At 73.3% G+C, this 17,135-nt stretch carries 3 protein-coding genes; all 3 read right to left on the reverse strand.

The window, feature by feature from the left end; genetic code table 11:
• Positions 1-60 precede the first annotated feature (60 nt).
• Positions 61-807: a futalosine hydrolase gene (locus tag ACFVTC_RS15920; RefSeq protein ID WP_390127233.1), complete on the reverse strand. Its 747-nt coding sequence runs from the start codon at positions 805-807 to the stop codon at positions 61-63.
• Positions 804-1,871: a glucose-1-phosphate thymidylyltransferase gene (locus ACFVTC_RS15925; RefSeq protein WP_390127234.1), complete on the reverse strand. Its 1,068-nt coding sequence runs from the start codon at positions 1,869-1,871 to the stop codon at positions 804-806. The genes ACFVTC_RS15920 and ACFVTC_RS15925 overlap by 4 nt, the downstream gene beginning before the upstream one ends.
• 105 nt (positions 1,872-1,976) lie before the next feature.
• A complete protein-coding gene (locus ACFVTC_RS15930) occupies positions 1,977-17,105 on the reverse strand; it encodes a type I polyketide synthase (protein WP_390127236.1) in 15,129 nt (5,042 codons plus the stop codon).
• Positions 17,106-17,135: the final 30 nt, after the last annotated feature.

Raw genomic sequence — 17,135 nt, forward strand, 5'->3', positions numbered from 1 at the left:
AATCATCACCGCAGGCCGGGGACGTGGCCGTGGACACGGCGAAGCGGCGGTCGGACCCGCTCAGGTGTACGGGGGTGGATCGCCCTTCTCCAGGACGGTGCGCAGGACGGAGAAGGCCTCCTGAAGGGCGGTGAGTGCCTCGCCGATGCGCCAGGCCGAACGGTCGCGGGGGCCGACGGCGTTGGAGACGGTGCGGATCTCCAGTACGGGCGTGCCGTGCGCGGCCGCCGCTTCGGCGACGCCGAAGCCCTCCATGGCCTCCGCGCCGGCGTCGGGGTGGGCGTGGGCGAGGACGCGGGCGCGCGCGGCGGTGCCGGTGGCGGTGGAGACGGTCAGGACGGGGGCGTGGGTGGCGCCGAGGGCGCGGGCCACGGCGGTGGCCAGACGCGGCGGGCAGGTGTGGGTGGTCCTGCCGAAGCCGAGGGTGTCGACGGGGAGGAAGCCGCCCGGGGAGTCGGCGCCGAGGTCGGCGGCGACGATGCGGTCGGCGACGACGGCGGCGCCGACGGGTGCCTGGGGGGCGAAGCCGCCGCCGATGCCCGCGGCGATGACGAGGTGGTAGGGCTCGTCGCGCAGGGCGGCGGCGGTGAGCGCGGCGCCGGTGGCGGCCGCGGCGGAGGCCGGGCCGACGCCCCCGGCGAGCAGGTCGGCGCGCAGCGGGCCGGGGGCGGTGCCGTCGCCGGTGCGTCTGAGGACGTAGCCGGGCAGGGCGTGTTCGGCGGGGGGTGCGGCGGGCTCGAGGCCCCGGGCGGCGGCTTCGCGTTCCGCGGTGACGGCGGTCACCACGAGCAGCCGTACGGGGGTCATGACGGGATCTGCACGCGGCCGTGGTCACCGATCACGAACCGGTGGGCGGCGGGCAGGCGTGGGGCGAGGGTCACCTGGACGTTGCGGCCGATGAGGGAGGCCTCGACGCGGCGGATGCGGTCGAAGGAGGAGTCGCGCAGCACGATGGAGAACTCGATCTCGCTGGCGGTGATGCGGCAGTTCTCGGCGACGGAGGTGGAGGGGCCGATGTAGGAGTCGGTGATGACGCTGCCGGCGCCGATGATGGCGGGGCCGACGATGCGCGAGTTGCGGACCACGGTGCCGGCCTCGATGTGGACGCGTCCGATGATCTCGCTGGCCTCGTCGACGTGGCCGTCGATGCGGGTCTCCAGGCGTTCCAGGAGGGTGCGGTTGACCTCCAGCATGTCGTTGACGTTGCCGGTGTCCTTCCAGTACCCGGTGATGACGGTGGAGCGCACGTCGAGTCGCTGTTCGATCAGCCAGCGCAGGGCGTCGGTGATCTCCAGTTCGCCGCGCGGGGAGGGGGTGATGGCGCGTACGGCGTCGTGGATGTGGGGGGTGAAGAGGTAGACGCCGGCGACGGCGAGGTCGCTCCTGGGGTGCTGGGGCTTCTCCTCCAGGTCGACGACGTTGCCGCTGTCGTCGATGACGGCGACGCCGAAGGCGGTGGGGTCGGGGACGCGGGTGAGCAGGATCTGCGCGTCGCAGCGGTCCTTGCGGAACTCGTCGACGACGTCGGTGATGCCGTCGAGGACGAAGTTGTCGCCGAGGTACATGACGAAGTCGTCGTCGCCGAGGAAGGGTCGGGCGATGAGGACGGCGTGGGCGAGGCCGAGGGGGTCACCCTGCGGTATGTAGGTGACGTCCAGGCCGAAGGCGGAGCCGTCGCCGACGGCGGCCTCGATCTCCTCGGCGGTGTTCCCGACGATGATGCCGACCTCGGTGATGCCGGCTTCGGCGATGGCTTCGAGGCCGTAGAAGAGGATCGGTTTGTTGGCGACCGGCACCAGTTGCTTGCTGGACGTGTGGGTGATCGGCCGCAGTCGCGTACCGGATCCCCCCGCGAGCACGAGAGCCTTCACAGTTCCATCCAGGTGACGAGTAGCTGGTCGGCCGGTGGTCGCCGGGGCGTCCACGCGGCCGGGTGGGGTGGGGCGGCCGCCCTGCCGGACGGCCGCCCCCGTGGGTCACGCTCCGCCGAGTTCGGTCTCCAGGAACCGGCGCAGTTCGTCGTCCGACACCTCGTCCGGGTGGCCGGTGCCGGCCGCCTGGTGCGCCGCGGGTGCGGCGGCGTCGAGCTGGGCGAGCAGCCGCTGGAGCCGGCTGCGGAGTCCGTCGTGCAGTTCGTCGTACGGTCCGGCGTCGGCCAGCACCTGCTGGAACTCCCCTTCCATGTGGTCGAGTCGTGCCAGCACGGAGTCGCCGGAGGCGGGGGCCGTGCCCGGTGTCGCGGGGGCGGGTGCGGGGGCCATCCTGGTGAGCAGGTGGTCGGCGAGGCCGGCGGGCGTCGGGTAGTCGAACAGCAGGGTGGCCGGGAGCCGGACGCCGGTGACGGCGCCGAGCCGGTTGCGCAGTTCGACGGCGGTCAGGGAGTCGAAGCCGACTTGCAGGAAGCCCCGTTCGGGGTCGATGGGGTCGGCCGTGTCGTAGCCCAGGACGAGGGCCGCCTGGGCGAGCACCGCCTGCAGCAGGGCGCCGTGGCGTTCGTGCGCCGGCAGGGCCGCGAGGCGTTCCCTCAGGCCGTCGGCGGTTTCCGGTGCCGTGGTGTCGGCGGCCTGGCCGCTCGCGCGGGCCGGCCGTGGGTTGCGGGTCCGGACGAGGTCGCGCAGCAGGTGCGGCACGGATCCGTCGGAGGCGCGCAGGGCGGCCGGGTCGAGTGCGGCGGGCGCGAGGAAGACGTCCGGTGCGCGCAGTGCGGTGTCGAACAGGGTGAGGGCTTCGGGGGTGTCCATGGGCTGGACGCCTCCGCGGCGCACCCGGCGCAGGTCGGCCTCGCCGAGTTTGCCGGTCATGCCGCTGCGTTCGGCCCACAGCCCCCAGGCCAGGGAGAGCGCCGGGTGTCCCTCGGCGCCGCGCCGGGCGGCGAGGGCGTCGAGGAAGGCGTTGGCGGCCGAGTAGTTGCCCTGGCCGACGCCGCCGAAGGTGCCTGCGAGCGAGGAGAACAGGACGAGGGTGACGGGGTGGGTGTCGCGGGTGAGCGCGTCGAGGTGTGCCGCGGCGTCGGCCTTGGCCCGCAGGACGGTGTCCACGCGTTCGGGGGTGAGTGCCTCGACGACGCCGTCGTCGAGGACACCGGCGGTGTGGACGACGGCGGTCAGCGGGCGGTCGGCGGGGACGTGGGCCAGGAGTGCGGCGAGGGCGTCGCGGTCGGCGACGTCGCAGGCGGCGACGGTCACCTGGGCGCCGTGGCCGCGCAGTTCCTCGGACAGTGCGTCCATGCCCTCGGCGTCGGCGCCTCGGCGGCTGGCCAGGATCAGGGAGGTGACCGCGTGCGTGGTGACGAGGTGGCGGGCGACCTGCCGGGCGAGGACCCCGGACGCCCCGGTGACCAGGACCGTGCCGGACGGGTCGAGGCCGGTGAGGCTCCCGGTGGTGCCGGTGACGTCCGGGGTGTCCGTGACGGCGGTGTCCGTGAGGTCCTGGGCGCGGGTCAGGCGCGGGGCGAGTGCGCTGCCCTCACGCAGGGCCGTCTCCGCCTCTCCGCCGGCCAGGACCGCGGGCAGCAGGTCCAGGGAGGCGGCGGCGCCGTCGTGGTCGAGGAGGCCGAAGCGGCCCGGGTTCTCGGCCTTGGCCGCGCGGATCAGGCCCCATACGGCGGCCTGCGCGGGATCGGTGGCCGCGGCGTCGCCGCTACCGGTGGGCACGGCGTGCCGGGTGGCGAACACCAGTCGTGCCGGGGCGAACGTCTCCTCCCGCAGCCAGGCGCCGGCCAGTTCGAGGGCCCGGTGTGTGGTCCTGCGGACGGCGTCGGCGTGGTCGTCGGCACCGGTGGTCGCGGGCAGCGCGACCACCACGGTCGGCGGCAGCGGGGCGCCGGATGCGACCTCGGCGCGCAGGGCGTCGAGGCTGTCGTGGCGGGTCACCGGGCCGGTGTGCCGGGCGGCCCAGTCGCTCAGGGCGGCGTCGGCTTCGGCGTCGACCAGCGCCGGTGCCGGGGCGGTGCCGGCGTGCGTGCCGGCGGGCACCCACCGCACGCGGTAGAGGCCGGCGGCGCCGGTGGGGTGGGCCGGCCGGGTGCTGTCGACGGGGCGCAGGACGAGTCCGGTGATGCCGGCGACGGGCGTGCCGGTGGCGTCGGCGACCTGGACGGCGTACTGGTGGTCTCCGCGCGGGGTGAGGCGTACGCGCAGGGCGGCGGGTCCGGCGGCGGTCACCGTCACTCCGGTGAAGGTGAACGGTACGACGGTGGGTCCGTCGGCGTCGGCGACGAGTGCCACGGTGTGCAGGGCGGCGTCCAGGAGCGCGGGGTGGACGGTGAAGGCCCCGGCGCGTTCGTGGGCGGTGCCGTCCTGCGGGGCGATCTCCGCGTACACCTCGTCGCCCAGCCGCCAGGCGGCGCGCAGGCCGCGGAAGGCGGGGCCGTAGTGGAAGCCGTTCTCGGCGATGCGGGTGTACAGCCCGGACACGTCGAGGGGTTCGGCGCCGGCGGGCGGCCACGGGGCCGTGCCGAGGTCCTCGGGCGGGCCGGCCGGTTCGTCGCCGAGTGTGCCTCCGGCGTGCCGGACCCAGGGCAGGGCCGTGTCGTCGTGGGTGCTCAGGGGGCGTGCGTGCACGGTCAGGGCGCGGGTTCCCGAGCCGTCGGAGGGGGCGACGGTGACCTGGATCTGGAGGGTTCCGGTGCGGGGCAGGACGAGTGGTGTCTCCAGGGTGAGGTCGGTGACCTGGGCGGCGCCGGCCCGTTCGCAGGCATGGAGGGCGAGTTCGAGGAACGCGGTGCCCGGGAAGAGGACGCTGTCGCCGAGCGCGTGGTCGCGCAGCCAGGGCTGGCGTTCCACGGACACGGTGCCGGTGAGCAGGACGCCGTCGGAGCCGGCCAGCGGTACGGCGATGTCGAGCAGCGGGTGCCCGGCGGCCTCCAGTCCTGCGTGGGCGACGTCGCGGGTGCTGGGGGTGGCCTGGAGCCAGTAGCTGCCGCGCTGGAAGGGGTAGGTGGGCAGGTCGACCCGGCGTGCGCCCAGGGGGGCGAGCAGGGTGGCCCAGTCGGGTGCGTGGCCGCGGACGTGGAGTCGGGCGAGTGCGGTGGTGAAGGACTCGCTCTCGTCGGTGTCGCGGCGCAGCAGCGGGACGAGGGTGGCGTCGCCGGTGACGCAGTCGCCGGCCAGGGCGGTCAGTACGCCGCCGGGGCCGATCTCGACGTAGGTGGTGATGCCCTGTTCCTCCAGGGTGCGCACGCCGTCGCTGAACCGGACGGCCTCGCGGACCTGGCGTCCCCAGTGGGCGGGGTCGGCGATCTCCTGTGCTCCGTAGGGGGCGCCGGTGACGGCGGAGATGACGGGCAGGGCCGGTGTGTGGTGCGGGAGGTGTGTGGTGAGGGCGGTGAACTCGTCGAGCATGGCGTCCATGCGGGGCGAGTGGAAGGCGTGGCTGACGTTCAGGCGCCGGGTCTTGCGGCCCTGTGCGGCGAGTGCGTCGGCGACGGCGGTCACCGCGTCCTCGTCTCCGGAGACGACGGTGGCCAGGGGGCTGTTGAGGGCGGCGATCGCGGCCCTGCCCTCGTGGCCGGCGAGCAGTTCCAGCACCTCCTGCTCGGACGCCTGTACGGAGATCATGGCGCCGCCCTCCGGCAGGGCCTGCATGAGCCGGCCGCGGGTGGCGACCAGCAGGCAGGCGTCCTCCAGGGCGAGTACTCCGGCGACGTGCGCGGCGGCGATCTCGCCGACGGAGTGGCCGAGGACGGCGTCGGGCCTGAGGCCGGTGCTCTCCACGAGCCGGAACAGGGCGACCTCCACGGCGAACAGGCCTGCCTGGGTGTAGGCGGTCTGGTCGAGGAGCGCGGCCTCGGGGGTACCGGCCGGTGCGAACAGGATGTCGCGCAGGGGGTGTTCGAGGTGGCGGTCCATGTGGGCGCAGACCGCGTCCAGGGCGTCGGCGAAGGCGTCGTAGCGGGCGTAGAGCCCGCTTCCGGTGCCGGGCTGTTGCGCGCCCTGTCCGGAGAAGAGGAACGCCACCTTGCCGGTGCGTGCCCGGTCCACGCTGAGGAGCGGGTGTTCGCGGCCCTCGGCGAGTGCGGTCAGGGCCTCGGTGAAGGAGGCGGGGTCGTCGGCGACGACCGCGGCGCGGTCCTCGAAGGCGGTCCGTCCGCGGGCCAGGGACAGGGCGATGTCGGCCGGGCGTGCGTCGTGGGGCGGGGCGAGGTGGTCGAGCAGGCGGCGTGCCTGCTCGCGCAGGGCGGCCGTGCCGCGGGCGGACAGCAGCCACGGCACGACCGGAGCCGTTGCCGTGGCCGTTGCCGTGGAGGGCTGGGCGGGTGCGGTGTCCGTCGAGTTGCCGGTGCCGCCAGTGCTGTCGGTGGCGTCGGTGCGGTGGCCGGCGGACGGTTGTACGGCCTCGGGGAGGGGTGCGTCGGTGGGCTCGGGTTCCTGGAGGATGACGTGGGCGTTGGTTCCGCTGACGCCGAAGGAGGAGACACCGGCACGGCGCGGGGCGTCGCCCCGGGTCCAGTCGCGTTCCTGGTCGAGCAGGCGTACCGCGCCCGAGGACCAGTCGATGTGCGGCGAGGGGTTCTCGGCGTGCAGCGTGCGGGGCAGGACGCCGTGCCGCATGGCCATCACCATCTTGATGATGCCGGCGACGCCGGAGGCGGCCTGGGTGTGGCCGATGTTGGACTTCAACGCGCCGAGCCACAGAGGCCGGTCGGCGGGCCGGTCCTGGCCGTACGCGGCGAGCAGGGCCTGTGCCTCGATGGGGTCGCCCAGCTTGGTGCCGGTGCCGTGTGCCTCGACGGCGTCGACGTCGGCCGGGGTGAGGCCGGCGGAGCTGAGGGCCTGGCGGATGACCCGCTGCTGCGCGGGGCCGTTGGGGGCGGTGAGCCCGTTGGAGGCGCCGTCCTGGTTGACGGCCGTACCGGCCACGGTCGCCAGGATCGTGTGGCCGTTGCTGCGGGCGTCGGAGAGTCGTTCCAGGAGCAGCAGGCCGACGCCCTCGGCCCAGCCCGCGCCGTCGGCGTCGGCGGAGAATGCCTTGCAGCGGCCGTCGGGCGACAGGGCGCGCTGCCGGCTGAACTCGATGAAGGTGTCCGGTGTGGAGATCACGGTGACACCGCCCGCGAGGGCGAGGCCGCACTCCCCCGAGCGCAGTGCCTGCACGGCGAGGTGCAGGGCGACGAGGGAGGAGGAGCAGGCGGTGTCGACGGTGACCGCCGGGCCTTCCAGGCCGAAGGTGTAGGCGATGCGGCCGGAGGCGACGCTGCTCGCGCTGCCCGTGGCCAGGTAGCCCTCCAGTCCTTCGGGCGCCTGGCGGGCCCGGGTGCCGTAGTCGTTGTAGTTGGAGCCGATGAAGACGCCGGTCTGGGTGCCGCGGACGAGTTCGGGGTCGATCCCGGCCCGTTCGAGGGCTTCCCAGGAGGTCTCCAGCAGCAGCCGGTGCTGCGGGTCGACGGCCACCGCCTCACGGGGTGAGATCCCGAAGAAGGCGGGGTCGAACCGGTCGGCGTCGTAGAGGAATCCGCCGTGCCGGGCATAGGAGTGGCCGGGCTTGTCGGGGTCGGGGTCGTAGAGGTTTTCCACGTCCCAGCCGCGGTTGTCGGGGAACGGGCTGATGGCGTCGGTGCCGTCGGCGACGAGGCTCCACAGTTCCTCGGGCGAGGTGACGCCGCCGGGGAAGCGGCAGCCCATGCCGACGATGACGATCGGGTCGTCGGCCGGCGGCCGGGCCGGGAGCCGGTCCGCCGTGGTGGCGTCCGCGGCGGTGCCGTGGTCGTCGGTGAACAGTTCGGTGTCGAGGTGGGCGGCGAGCGCGGCGGCCGAGGGGTGGTCGAAGGCCATGGTGACGGGCAGGCGCAGCCCGGTCGCCTCGGCGAGGCGGTTGCGCAGTTCGACGGCGGTCAGCGAGTCGAAGCCGAGGTCGCGGAAGGCCCTGCCCTCGGGCACGGAGTCGGTGTCGGTGTGCCCGAGCACCGCCGCGGCCTGACGGCGGACCTCCGTGAGGAGCGCCGCGCGGCGCTCGGCGGGCGCGAGGCCGCGCAGCCGGGCCGGCAGCGGCGGGCCGTCGTGTGCCGCGGTGTCCTTCTCGGTGCGTTCGCCCTCGGTCGTGGCGGCGCGGGCCTCGGGGAAGTCGCGCAGTGCGGCGAAGGCGCGGGCGGTGACCAGTTTCCAGTCGACGTCGGCGACGACGAGGAACTCCTCGTCCTGGTCGAGGGCCTGCTGGAGGGCGGACACGGCGAGTTCGGGTTCCATGGGCGGCACGCCGTCGCGGCGCAGCCGCTGGGCGACCTCTTCGCTGACCATGCCGCCGCCGGCCCAGGTGCCCCAGGCCATGGAGGTGGCGGGCAGGCCGTCGGCGCGCCGCTTGGCGGCGAACGCGTCGAGGAAGGCGTTGGCGGCGGCGTAGCTGCCCTGGCCGGAGCGGCCGAGGGTGCCGGCCATGGAGGAGAACAGGACGAACGCGGTGAGGTCGAGATGGCGGGTCGCCTCGTGCAGGGCCAGCGCGGCGTCCACCTTGGGCCGCAGGACGCCGTGGGCGCGCTGCGGGGTGAGTGCGTCGATGACGCCGTCGTCGATGACACCGGCGGTGTGCACGACGGCTGTCAGCGTGCCGCCGCCGGGCAGGTCGTCGACCAGTCGGCGGACGGCGTCACGGTCGGCGACGTCGCAGGCGACGACACTCGCCGGGGTGCCCAACTCGGCTAGTTCGGCTACGAGTTCGGCGGCTCCGGGGGCTTCGGGGCCGTGTCGGCTGACCAGTACCAGGTGTTGTGCGCCGCTGCGGGCCAGCCAGTGGGAGACGTGGCGGCCGAGGCCGCCGGTGCCTCCGGTGACCAGGACGGTGCCGCTGGGCGACCAGGCCGGTCCGGCCGGGCGGGGGCCGTCGCCGGCGCGTACGAGGCGGCGGGCGAAGAGGCCCGAGGGGCGCAGGGCGATGTGGTCCTCGTCGAGGAGTCCGGACAGGGCGGCGGCCAGGCGTCGGCCGGCCCGCTCGTCCATGGTCTCCGGCAGGTCGATCAGGCCGCCCCAGCGCTGCGGGTACTCCATGGAGGCGATCCGGCCGAGGCCCCAGGCCATGGCCTGAAGCGGGCGGTCCAGTGTGTCGTTGCGGTGCACGGAGACCGCGCCGCTGGTGGCGCACCACAGGGGTGCGTCGAAGGCCGCGTCGCCGAGCGCCTGGATCAGGGTGGTCATCAGGACGAGCCCGGTGGGCAGGGCGCACTCGTCGGCCCAGGGCCGTTCGTCGAGGGCCAGCAGGGAGACGATGCCGTGTACGGGGCCCTGGGCCGCTTCCTGCCTCAGCAGGTCGGCGAGCAGGTCGCGTTCGGCTTCCCGGGATCCGATGACGAGGGTGCGCAGGCCGTCCGCCCGCTCGGCCACCGTTGACGTCACGCCGCGCACGAAGTCGCTGTTCTCCTGCCCCTCGGGGACGACGAGGAGCCAGGTGCCGTCGAGGGTGACGGGCGTGCCCTGTTCGGGCTTCGGCCGCCAGGCGATGCGGTAGCGCCAGCTGTCGAGGGTGGAACGCTCGCGGCGGCCGCGGCGCCAGGACGACAGGGCGGGCACGATCGCGCCCAGTGACTCCTGGTCGTCGAGGCCGAGGGTCTGGGCGAGGCTTTCGACGTCACCGTCCTCGACCGATGCCCAGAAGCCGTCGTCGGCCAGGTCGACCCCGCCGAACACGACCGGGCCGGTGAAGGGTCCGGCCGGCTCGGGCGCGTCCAGCCAGTAGCGCTGCCGCTGGAAGGCATACGTCGGCAACTCCACCCGACGCGGCCGCTGTTCGGTGAAGACCTGACCCCAGTCGACGCCGACACCACGCGTCCACGCCTCACCCAGCGAGGTGTAGAAGCGGGCGAGCCCGCCCTGGCCACGGCGCAGGGTCCCGGTGACCACGGCCTCACTGCCCGCCGCCTCCACCGTCTCCGCGACCGGAACGGTCAGAACCGGATGCGGACTCATCTCCAGGAACGCACCATGACCCGAAGCCACCAACTCACGCACGGCGGGTTCCAGTTGAACCGTCCGACGCAGGTTCGTGTACCAGTACCCGGCATCCGTGACCGCCGACTCCAGCCACCCACCCGTCACCGTCGAGAAGAACGGCACCACCGGCTCGCATGCCACCACCGGAGCGAGAACCTCCAGGAGTTCTTCCCGGATCAGCTCGACATGCGCCGAGTGCGAGGCGTAGTCCACCTCCACCCGCCGCACCCGGACATCCTGGGCAGTCGCCTGCTCCACCAACTCATCCAGGGCGTCCGCGTCGCCGGAGACCACCACGGAGGTGGGGCCGTTGACCGCCGCGACCGAGATACGGCCGTCCCAGCCGGAGATCAGCTCCTCCGCCCGCACGCGGGGCAGGGCGACCGACACCATCCCACCATGACCGGCCAGCGCGGTGATCGCACGACTGCGCAATGCCGCCACCCGCGCACCATCCTGCAGACTCAGCGCACCCGCCACGACCGCAGCCGCGATCTCACCCTGCGAATGACCCACCACCGCCGACGGACGCACACCGAACGACTCCCACAACGCCGCCAGCGACACCATCACCGCCCACAACACCGGCTGCACCACATCCACCCGGTCCAACCCCGGAGCACCCTCCACACCCCGCACCACATCCATCAACGACCACTCCACGAACCCGTCCAACGCCGCCGCACACTCACCGAACCGCGCCGCGAACACCGTGGACGAGTCAAGAAGTTCCACCGCCATCCCCACCCACTGCGCACCCTGACCCGGGAACACGAAGACGGTGTCGATGTCCTCGCCGACGCGTTGGGTGGTTCCGCGGACGAGTGCGGGGGTCGCCTCGCCATCGGTGAGTGAGGTGAGGGCGGCCAGGAGTTCGTCGCGGCCGGCGCCGACGACGACGGCACGTTCCTCGAGTGCGGCCCGGCCGGCCACCAGGGAGTGGGCGACGTCGACGGTGCCGGCGTCACCGGCCGCGACGGCGGCCACGAGCCGCTCCGCCTGAGCCTTGAGCGCCTTGTCCGAGCGGGCCGTGACGAGCCACGGGACGACCGGGCCGTCCGTCCCGGGAGCGGGCTCGGCTGCCTCCGCCTCCGGCTCGGGCCGTTCGGATGCCGGCTGTTCGGATGCGGGCTGCTCGGATGCGGGCTGCTCGGATGCGGGCTGCTCGATGATGATGTGGGCGTTCGTGCCGCTCACGCCGAACGAGGAGACACCGGCCCGCCGGGGGTGGCCGTTCTCCTGCCAGGGCCGGGCCTCGGAGAGGACCTCGACCGCGCCGGCCGACCAGTCCACGAACGACGACACCTCGTCGGCGTGCAGCGACTTCGGCAGCACACCGTGCCGCATCGCCTGCACCATCTTGATGACCCCGGCCATGCCGGAGGCGGCCTGGGTGTGGCCGATGTTGGACTTCACCGAGCCGAGCCACAGCGGCCGGTCGGCGGGCCGGTCCTGCCCGTACGTGGCCAGCAGCGCCTGCGCCTCGATGGGGTCACCGAGCTTGGTGCCCGTGCCGTGCGCCTCGACGACGTCGATGTCCTGGGCGGCCAGGCCCGCGTTCGCCAGGGCCGCGCGGATGACGCGCTGCTGGGACAGGCCGTTGGGAGCGGTCAGACCGTTGGACGCGCCGTCCTGGTTGATCGCCGAACCCCGGACCACCGCGAGGACCTCGTGCCCGTTGCGGCGCGCGTCCGAAAGACGCTCCAGCAGCACCATGCCGACGCCTTCGGCCATGCCCATGCCGTCGGCTTCGGCGGAGAAGGGCTTGCAGCGGCCGTCCACCGCGAGGCCGCGCTGCCGGCTGAAACCGACGAGGCCGATGGGCTCGCCCATGACGGCGGCGCCGCCGGTGAGCGCGAGGGAGCACTCCCCGGAGCGCAGCGCCTGCAGGGCCAGGTGCAGGGCGACCAGGGCGGAGGAGCAGCCGGTGTCCATGGTGACGGCCGGGCCCTCCAGGCCGAGGGTGTAGGAGATGCGGCCGGAGGCGATGCTGGTGACGGTCCCGGTGATCAGATGGCCCTCGAGTCCCTCCGGCACCTCGGAGCGTGACCCGTATCCCTGGTGGGAGGCGCCGACGAAGACGCCGGTGGAGCTGCCGTGGAGGCTGTCGGGGGCGATGCCGGCCCGCTCCAGGGCTTCCCAGGCGGTCTCCAGCAGCAGGCGCTGCTGCGGGTCCATCGCGGTCGCCTCGCGGGGCGAGATCCCGAAGAACGCGGCGTCGAACTCGGCGGCGTCGTGCAGGAATCCGCCCTCACGGGCGTAGGTCGTACCGGCCCGGTCCGGATCGGGGTCGTAGAGGTTCTCGACGTCCCAGCCGCGGTCGGTGGGCAGGGTGGACACCGCGTCGGTCTCGTCCAGGACGAGACTCCACAGTTCGTCGGGCGAGGTGACGCCGCCGGGGAAGCGGCAGCTCATGGAGACGATGGCGATGGGCTCGTCGTCGTGGGCGGTGGCCGCGGGGGTGACGGTGGCCGGCGGGCCTGCGTCGGCCCGGGTGTCGGGGACGAGGCTCGTGCGCAGGAAGCGGACGAGGTCGCGGACGTTGGGGTGGTCGAAGACGATCGTCGCCGGAAGGCCGAGGCCGGTGGCGGAGTTGAGGCGGTTGCGCAGTTCGACGGCGGTGAGCGAGTCGAAGCCCATCTCGCGGAAGGCGCGGGTGACGGCGACCTCGGTGCTGTCCGCGTGGCCGAGGACTCCGGCCACCTCGGTGCGGACCAGCTCGAACAGCACCCGGTCCCGTTCGGCGGCGGACATCTGGGCCAGTTCCGCGCGGAGGGTGTCGGCGCGGCTGACCGCGCTCGCGACGACGGCCTCGTCGGCCTTCATCGCCTCGGTGACCTCCGGCACCTCGTGCAGGAGCGGTCGGGGGTGGGCGGCGGTGAAGACCGGGACGAACCGTTCCCAGTCGATGTCGGCGACGGCGAGGAAGATGTCGTCGTGGTCGAGTGCCTGTTGCAGTCCCTCGACGGCCAGTTGGGCGTCCATGAAGGGGATGCCGCGCCAACGCAACTGCTCCCGGACGATGTTGACGGCCATGCCGCCGCCCTCGGGGCTCCAGATGCCCCATGCGACGGACGTGCCGGTCAGGCCGCGGGCGCGGCGGTGGTCCGCGAGCGCGTCGACGTAGGCGTTGCCGGCGGAGTAGGCGCCGTGGTCACCGCTGCCCCAGGTGCCCGCGACGGAGGAGTACAGCACGAACGCGTCGAGGCGGTCGTGGTCGAAGACGGCGTCGAGGTTGGCCGCTCCGAGGACCTTGGCGCGCAAGCCCTCGGCGAAGAAGTCGAGGTCCGTCCCGGCGAGCGGGGCCAGCATGCCGACGCCCGCGGTGTGGATGACGGAGCGGATGGCGGGGCCTTCGGCCTCGACCTGTTCCACGAGCCGGGTCAGGGCCTCGCGGTCGGCGACGTCGCAGGCGGCGATGGTCACGCGGCAGCCGAGGGCGGTGAGTTCGTCGCACAGGTCCCTGGCGCCGGGGGCTTCGAGGCCGTGCCGGCTGGTGAGTACCAGGTGTTCGGCGCCGCTGCGGGCGAGGAGGCGTGCGGCGTGGCCGCCGAGGCCGCCCGTGCCGCCGGTGACCAGGGCGGTGCCGCTGGTGGTCCATGTCCGGGCGGACCGGCGGCCGGACAGCGGGGCGCGGACCAGGCGGCGGATGTAGGTGCCGGAGGGGCGCAGGGCGATCTGGTCCTCGTCACCGGCGGCGGCGAGGGTTTCCACGAGTGCCGCTCCGGTGCGCGCGTCGAGTTCGGCGGGCAGGTCGAGCAGGGCGCCCCACAGCTTGGGCTGTTCGAGGGCGATGACCCGGCCGAGTCCCCAGACGGCGGCCTGGAGCGGATGGGCCACGGTGTCGCCGGCGATGCCGATGGTGGCCGACTCGGTGGTCAGCAGCCACAGCCGGGTGTCGGTCCCGGCGTCGAGGAGACCCTGGAGGAGGGCGAGGGACTGGGTGAGGCCGACGGTGGGTCCGGCGTGGCCGGGGGCGGGGCGCTCGTCGAGGGCGAGGAGGGACACCACTCCGCGTACGGGGGTGGCGGCGTCGGCGGCGACGATGTCGGTGAGTTGTTCCGCGACGGCGGTCCGGTCGAGTTCCGTCTCGTTCATCACCAGGGGAACGGTCGCGGCTCCGGCCTCGACGAGAAGGCGGGTCACGGTCTGGACGATCGGGTCGTCCTGGTGGGTTTCGGGGACGACGACGAGCCAGGTGCCGTCGAGGGTCGGTGCGGGCGTGCCCTGTTCGGGCTTCGGCCGCCAGACGATGCGGTAGCGCCAGCTGTCGAGGGTGGAACGGGCCTGGCGCCCCTTGCGCCAGGACGACAGAGCGGGCACGACCGAACCCAGCGACTCCTGGTCCTCGATACCCAGAGTGCGCGCGAACCCCTCCAGGTCACCGTCCTCGACACTCTTCCAGAACGCCTCGTCCACCGGATCCACCACCGCGGACGCCTTCGGCAACTCCAGCCAGAACCGCTGCCGCTGGAAGGCATACGTCGGCAACTCCACCCGACGCGGCCGCTGCCCGACAAAAGCCTGACCCCAGTCGACGCCGACACCACGCGTCCACGCCTCACCCAGCGAGGTGTAGAAGCGGGCGAGCCCACCCTGACCACGACGCAGAGTGCCGGTGACCACGGCCTCACTGCCCGCCGCCTCCACCGTCTCCGCGACCGGAACGGTCAGAACCGGATGCGGACTCATCTCCAGGAACGCACCATGACCCGAAGCCACCAACTCACGCACGGCGGGTTCCAGTTGAACCGTCCGACGCAGGTTCGTGTACCAGTACCCGGCATCCGTGACCGCCGACTCCAGCCACCCACCCGTCACCGTCGAGAAGAACGGCACCACCGGCTCGCATGCCACCACCGGAGCGAGAACCTCCAGGAGTTCTTCCCGGATCAGCTCGACATGCGCCGAGTGCGAGGCGTAGTCCACCTCCACCCGCCGCACCCGAACATCCTGAGTAGCCGCCTGCTCCACCAACTCATCCAGGGCGTCCGCGTCGCCCGAGACCACGACCGACGTCGGACCATTGACCGCCGCGACCGAGATACGGCCGTCCCAACCGGAGATCAGCTCCTCCGCCCGCACGCGGGGCAGGGCGACCGACACCATCCCACCATGACCGGCCAGCGCGGTGATCGCACGACTGCGCAATGCCGCCACCCGCGCACCATCCTGCAGACTCAGCGCACCCGCCACGACCGCAGCCGCGATCTCACCCTGCGAATGACCCACCACCGCCGACGGACGCACACCGAACGACTCCCACAACGCCGCCAGCGACACCATCACCGCCCACAACACCGGCTGCACCACATCCACCCGGTCCAACGACCGGCCCTCACGCACCACATCCAGCAGATCGAAATCGACGAACCCGTCCAACGCCGCCGCACACTCACCGAAACGAGCCGCGAACACCGGCGAGGAATCCAGGAGCTCCACCGCCATCCCCACCCACTGCGCACCCTGACCCGGGAACACGAAGACGGTGTCGATGTCCTCGCCGGGGTTCTCGGCGAGGCCGCGGGCGACGGTGGCGGGCTGTTCACCGCGTGCGACGGCGCGCAGGGCGGTCAGGAGTTCGTCGCGGTCGGCGCCGACGACGGCGGCGCGTTCCTCGAGTGCGGCCCGGCCGGCCGCCAGGGAGTGGGCGACGTCGACGGCGTCGGTGTCACCGGCTTCGACGGCGGCCACGAGCCGTTCGGCCTGGGCCTTGAGCGCGTTGTCCGAGCGTGCGGACAGCAGCCAGGGAAGGGCGGTGGGGGCGGTGGCGGCCGCGGTGTCTTCCGGTTCCTCGTCCTGTGGTGCCTGTTCGAGGAGGACGTGGGCGTTGGTGCCGCTGCCGCCGAACGAGGAGACACCGGCGCGGCGGGGCCTGCCGGTCTCGGGCCAGTCGACGGGTTCCGTCAGGAGTTTCAGGGTCTGGGTGGACCAGTCGACGTGGGAGGTCGGCTCGTCGACGTGCAGGCTCTTGGGGAGGACTCCGCGGCGGAGGGACTCGACCGTCTTGATCACGGCGGCGACGCCGGAGGCGGCCTGGGTGTGGCCGATGTTGGACTTCACCGAGCCGAGCCACAGCGGCTGGTCGGCGGGCCGGTCCTTGCCGTAGGTGGCGAGCAGGGCCTGGGCCTCGATGGGGTCGCCGAGCTTGGTGCCGGTGCCGTGCGCCTCGATGACGTCGATGTCCTGGGCGGTGAGGTCCGCGTTCGCCAGGGCGGCGCGGATGACGCGCTGCTGGGAGGGTCCGTTGGGGGCGGTCAGACCGTTGGACGCGCCGTCCTGGTTGATCGCCGAACCCCGGACCACCGCGAGGACCTGGTGTCCGTTGCGGCGCGCGTCGGAGAGACGCTCCAGCAGCAGCACGCCTACGCCCTCGCCCCAGCCCGTGCCGTCCGCGCCTTCCGCGAACGGCTTGCAGCGTCCGTCGGTGGCGAGCCCGCGCTGGCGGCTGAACTCCACGAAGTTGCGGGTGGTGGCCATGACGGTGGCGCCGCCGGTGACGGCCATGGAGCACTCGCCGGTGCGCAGGGCCTGCATGGCCAGGTGCAGGGCCACGAGGGACGACGAGCACATGGTGTCGAGGCTGACCGCGGGTCCCTCGAAGCCGAAGCTGTAGGAGAGCCGGCCGGAGAGGACGGCCGCGGATCCGCCGGTCAGCAGGTGGCCCTCGACCTCGTCGGGCGCGTTGCTGCCGTCGACGGCGTAGCCCTGGTTGCTGGAGCCGATGAAGACGCCGGTGCTGCTGCCGCGCAGGGTGTTGGCGTCGATGCCGGCCCGCTCGAAGAGCTCCCAGGTGGTCTCCAGCAGGAGGCGCTGCTGCGGGTCCATGGCCAGGGCCTCGCGCGGTGAGATCCCGAAGAACCCGGCGTCGAACTCCGCCGCGTCGTAGAGGAAGGCGCCCTCGCGGACGTAGCTGGTGCCGGTCCGGTCGGGGTCCGGGTCGTAGAGGGCGTCGAGGTCCCAGCCTCGGTCCGTGGGCATGGCCGCGACGGTGTCGGTGCCCTCGCTCACCACCGTCCAGAGGTCCTCCGGGGTGCGGACTCCGCCGGGCAGGCGGCAGGCGGTCGCCACGATGGCAACGGGCTCGTGCTCGCGGGTCTCGAACTCGGCGAGCCTGCGGCGCGTCTGCCGCAGGTCCGTGGTGACCCGCTTGAGGTAGTCGCGGAGCTTGTCCTCGTTGTTGTCCATGGCAAAAAGTCAGCCCTTCGAGAATCGGGA

The organism is Streptomyces sp. NPDC057950 (assembly GCF_042887295.1).
Taxonomy (GTDB): Bacteria; Actinomycetota; Actinomycetes; order Streptomycetales; family Streptomycetaceae; genus Streptomyces; species Streptomyces kaempferi.

Coding starts and splice junctions, on each gene's coding strand:
- ACFVTC_RS15920 (WP_390127233.1), bottom strand. CDS start 807: ATGACCCCCGTACGGCTGCTCGTGGTGACCGCCGTCACCGCGGAACGC.
- ACFVTC_RS15930 (WP_390127236.1), bottom strand. CDS start 17,105: ATGGACAACAACGAGGACAAGCTCCGCGACTACCTCAAGCGGGTCACC.